The 4,713-nt window shown below is 55.1% G+C and carries 3 protein-coding genes; all 3 read left to right on the forward strand.

What is annotated here, in order from left to right; genetic code table 11:
- The coding region (locus VNX88_20675; GenBank protein HWY71094.1) for a response regulator at nt 1–2,805 on the forward strand (2,805 nt) is incomplete at its 5' end.
- 76 nt (nt 2,806–2,881) lie between these two features.
- Nucleotides 2,882–3,979, forward strand: a complete 1,098-nt coding sequence (locus VNX88_20680; protein HWY71095.1) for a response regulator — start codon at nt 2,882–2,884, stop codon at nt 3,977–3,979.
- Nucleotides 3,980–4,014: 35 nt separating this feature from the next.
- Nucleotides 4,015–4,428, forward strand: a complete 414-nt coding sequence (locus tag VNX88_20685) for a response regulator transcription factor (protein ID HWY71096.1) — start codon at nt 4,015–4,017, stop codon at nt 4,426–4,428.
- Nucleotides 4,429–4,713: the final 285 nt, after the last annotated feature.

The following is a 4,713-nucleotide window of genomic DNA, read 5'->3' on the forward strand; positions in this document are numbered from 1 at the left end:
GAGCTTAAAGACTACATCAACACGATGATCGATAACCTCCGGCTCACCACCGATCGCAACAACGAGCAAGATTGGCTCAAGACAAACCTGGCGCGGTTCACGGGCATGTTGCAAGGGCAGCGCGATTTGACGACTGTAGGACGTATGCTCCTTTCCGAGCTCGCGCCGCTCGTTACCGCCCAGCAGGGCGTGATCTATCAGATGGAGTCGGAAGAATCAGGAACGATGGTTCTCTTGTCCGCCTTCGCGGACAGCGACCCCGACGGGCATCCGCACCGGCTACGTCTGGGAACGGGACTCGTGGGGCAATGCGCCTCTGAAAAACAGCGCATGCTGATTACCGACGTACCGGCAGACGCGATTCCGATCCGCTCTGGATTGTTCCGGGCAGTGCCACGAAGCATCATCGTGCTTCCGATCTTGTTCGAGGACCGCGTGAAGGCTGTGATCGAACTTGCTTCGTTGCGCGTATTCACGGCTTCTCACCTCGCGTTCCTCGACCAGCTGACTTCCAGCATCGGTATCGTGCTCAACAGTATTGAGGCGACGATGCAAACGGAGGGGCTGCTGAAGCAATCCCAGCAGTTGGCGACCGAACTCCAAACGCAGCAGACCGAATTGCAGCAGACCAACGAACAGCTCGCACAAAAAGCGCAGCAGTTGGCCGAACAGAACGTAGAAGTGGAACGCAAAAATCAAGAAATCGAGCAGGCCCGTCGCGCGGTGGAAGAGAAAGCCAAGGAGCTGGCTCTCACCTCAAAGTACAAATCAGAGTTCCTCGCGAACATGTCGCACGAGTTGCGCACGCCTCTCAATAGCATCCTGGTTCTTGGCCAGCAGCTGGCTGACAATCCGGACAAAAATTTGACTACCAAGCAGGTGGAGTTCGCGCGCACGATTCACGGTGCGGGAACTGATCTTTTGAACTTGATTACCGACATTCTGGACCTTTCAAAGATCGAATCGGGCACCGTGTCGGTCCAGGCAGAAGAAGTTTTCTTTGCCAGCTTGCTCGACATGATCGCTCGTCCGTTCCGCCACGAAGCAGAAAATCGGCGGCTGAACTTCGAAGTGAAAATGGACCCGAATCTGATGCGCAGCCTCGTCACAGACTCGAAGCGTCTGCAGCAGGTTTTGAAGAATTTGCTGTCCAACGCATTCAAATTCACGGAGAAGGGCGGCGTACGGCTATCGGTGTTTGCGGCCGAAACCGGCTGGAGCGAGGGCCATCCAGTTCTCGGAAGGTCAGCTTCGGTGGTTGCGTTCGAAGTCACGGACACGGGTATCGGAATTCCACCCGAGAAACAGCGCATTATCTTTGAGGCGTTCCAGCAGGCGGACGCCGGAACGAGCCGCAAGTACGGCGGTACTGGCCTGGGTCTGGCGATCAGCCGCGAACTCGCGGGCTTGCTGGGTGGTGAAATTCAGTTGCGCAGTACGCCGAATGAGGGCAGCACGTTCACGCTTTATCTCCCTCAAACTTATGTCGGTCCTTCGACAGGTGCTGCGAGCGCGGACGCTAAGGCGTCCGTGATGACCACGACCCCCGGTCAGTTGGCTAGCGCTTCTGCTTCAAAGCGCGCCATCGAACAGATTACCGTGAAAGATGATCGTGAAAATCTGCAGCCGGACGATGCGACTCTCTTGATCGTCGAAGATGACCCCTATTTTGCGACCGTGTTATGTGACTTGGCCCGCGAAAAAGGATTTAAAGTGCTGGTGGCTACTCGTGGTGCGGAGGCGTTGGCTCTCGCCCAGGAATTTCATCCCACGGCCGTTTCTCTCGATGTCTTTTTGCCGGACATGCTGGGTTGGACGGTGCTTAACCACTTGAAACAGGATCCGCGGACGCGGCATATCCCGATTCAGATGTTGACGCTCGATGAAGATAGGCAGCACGGTCTGGCCCGCGGAGCGTTTTCCTATGTGACCAAACCAGCGACGCCCGAGCAGCTGGAGATGGCCTTATCTCGGATCAAGGAATACACGACACCTCGACGCAAGAGGCTTCTGGTTGTGGAGGATAATCCGGCCGAGCAACTCAGCATACGGGAACTGTTAGGGTACGAGGATATTGATGTGGAGCTGGCGGCGACAGGTTCTGAAGCGCTTGCAGCTCTCGATGACCAACCCTTTGATTGCGTGGTGCTCGATCTTCGCCTCCCGGATATGTCGGGATTCGAAATATTGGAGCGCTTCCGCGATACCCCGATGCTCAGTCACTTGCCGGTCGTGGTCTTCACCGGGAAAGATCTCTCGCCGGAAGAAGATGCGCGTCTCCATATGTTGGCACGCAGCGTGGTTGTGAAGGGCGTCGAATCACCGGAAAGACTCCTCGACGAAACGGCGCTGTTCTTGCATCGCGTGGTCACTGATCTACCCGCCGAAAAGCAGAAAATGCTCGATCTCTTACACCACTCCGACGAAGCGCTTGTCGGGAAAAAAGTGCTGGTGGTAGACGACGACGTGAGAAACATTTTTGCTCTTAGCAGCGTGCTCGAGCGCCGGGGAATGTCGGTTCTGACGGCGGGTACCGGCCGCGAGGCCATCGCCACGCTCGAGTCTACTTCTGATGTTGCGATCGTATTGATGGATATCATGATGCCGGACATGGACGGATACGAGACGATGCAGATTATTCGCCGCAATCCGTCATTTCGCCGATTGCCAATCGTAGCTTTGACCGCGAAAGCTATGAAAGGCGACCGCGAAAAGTGTCTTGAAGCCGGAGCGTCAGAGTATTTGGCAAAACCGGTGAATACCGAGCAACTGCTCTCGGCACTGCGAATGTGGTTCCATCGCTAGAATGGGAACCTGATCGCAAATTTCGTTTTGGATCCTGGCTTGTGTCAAATTTCGCACAAGCGGAGTGAGGAAAGGAATGGCTGAGCATCAGAAGGTCAATATTCTTATGGTGGACGATCAGCCGGGGAAGCTGGTCACGTACGAGGCCATACTGAACGAGTTGGATGAGAATTTGATCCAAGCGCGTTCTGGAAAAGAGGCTCTTGACCATCTGTTGAAAACGAACGTGGCTGTCGTCTTGATGGACGTCAGCATGCCCGAGCTCGATGGTTTCGAACTCGCCGATATGATTCGCCAACACCCTCGCTTTCAAAATACGGCCATTATTTTCATCTCCGCAGTGCACCTTACGGACATCGACCGCCTCAAGGCCTATCAGCGCGGCGCTGTGGATTACATCGCGGTTCCCATTGTTCCCGAATTGCTGCGGGCAAAAGTGCGTGTTTTTGCCGATCTCCATCGCAAGACCTATCAGCTCGAGATGCTCAACCGCGATCTGCGCACACTTTCTGCCCGCTTAATCACGACGCAGGACGAAGAAAGACGGCGCATCGCCCGCGATCTCCACGATAGCGTCGGGCCGCTACTGGCGGCACTTTCGATGAATAATGGTTTGGTTCACCAACAGGCAGAGAAACTAGGCCCTCAAGCCGTGGAGGCCCTGCGCCAGAATAGCGAACTGATCGAACAGCTCTCTAAGCAAACGCGTACGATCTCGCATCTGCTTCATCCTCCGCTTCTCGACGAGATCGGCCTTTTGCCCGCAATCAGAATGTTCGCGGAAGGCTTTGGCGAGCGTAGCAATGTGAAGGTCACAGTGGAACTTTCGCCTGAGATCGGAAGACTTCCGCCCACCATGGAGATTTCGATTTTCCGGATCGTGCAAGAGTGCCTTACTAACGTCTATCGCCACTCCGAGAGTAAGACCGCTCTGATTCGGATCAGCCCTACTCGCGACAAATCGCTCACTGTACAAGTGTCCGACGAGGGCAAAGGCATACCTCTCGACAGCAGGGTTTCAACCCTGGTAGGCAACAGCCACGGTGTGGGGTTAAGCGGGATGCGAGAACGTGTGAGAGAGTTGGGCGGCACACTCGATATACAATCGAATGGGAATGGCACCACTGTCACAGCCTCACTTCCTGTGGGTAATATGGCGGTGGTCGGCGCGTGATTTCGAGATCCACTAAAGTTACTTCAAGGATTCAGATGCGCACTCGGTTCCTAATTGTAGACGACAGCGACCTGGTGCGAAGATCTCTGCGCATGGTCTTGCAAGCCAACCCGGACTGGGAAATATGTGGCGAAGCCGCGGATGGCGTCTCGGCCGTTGAGATGTTTAAGGAACTGCGGCCCAACATCGTAATCCTTGATTTTCAGATGCCAGGAATCAACGGAATCGAGACGGCACGCCGCATGGCCGAAATAGCACCTGCCATTCCCGTTGTGCTTTTCACGCAGCACGCCAGCGCTGACTTGGAACGGCACGCCCTTGAGGTAGGCATTCGATCGGTTGTGTCCAAAACAAACGCCTTTCCAATGGTCGGAATGATTGAATCGCTCCTGGGATCCGGCGACGGCAACACCACTAGCGACCACTCAGACTCCAAAAACCCTGATTAGGCCCGTCTTGCACCAATCGCTTCGCTAGTAGATTCGCGTATCGGTGCAAATGCGAGTATAGACTTGCAAACTCGAAAGAGCGATTGAGCCCGCCGCACAAACGATAATTGCAGCCACGATTGGCAGAGCTGAATGAACCCCCAAAGCCCAATCAGTGGATCCCACCTAAACGGCAGCGCTTCGTCCGGTGAGGAAATGCGCGACGAACAAAACGACTGCGATCACGAGCAGCAGATGGATCGCTCCGAACGTCACGTGGAATGCGATAAATCCCAGCAACCACAA

The sequence above is a fragment of the Terriglobales bacterium genome (assembly GCA_035567895.1).
Classification (GTDB): domain Bacteria; phylum Acidobacteriota; class Terriglobia; order Terriglobales; family Acidobacteriaceae; genus Gp1-AA112.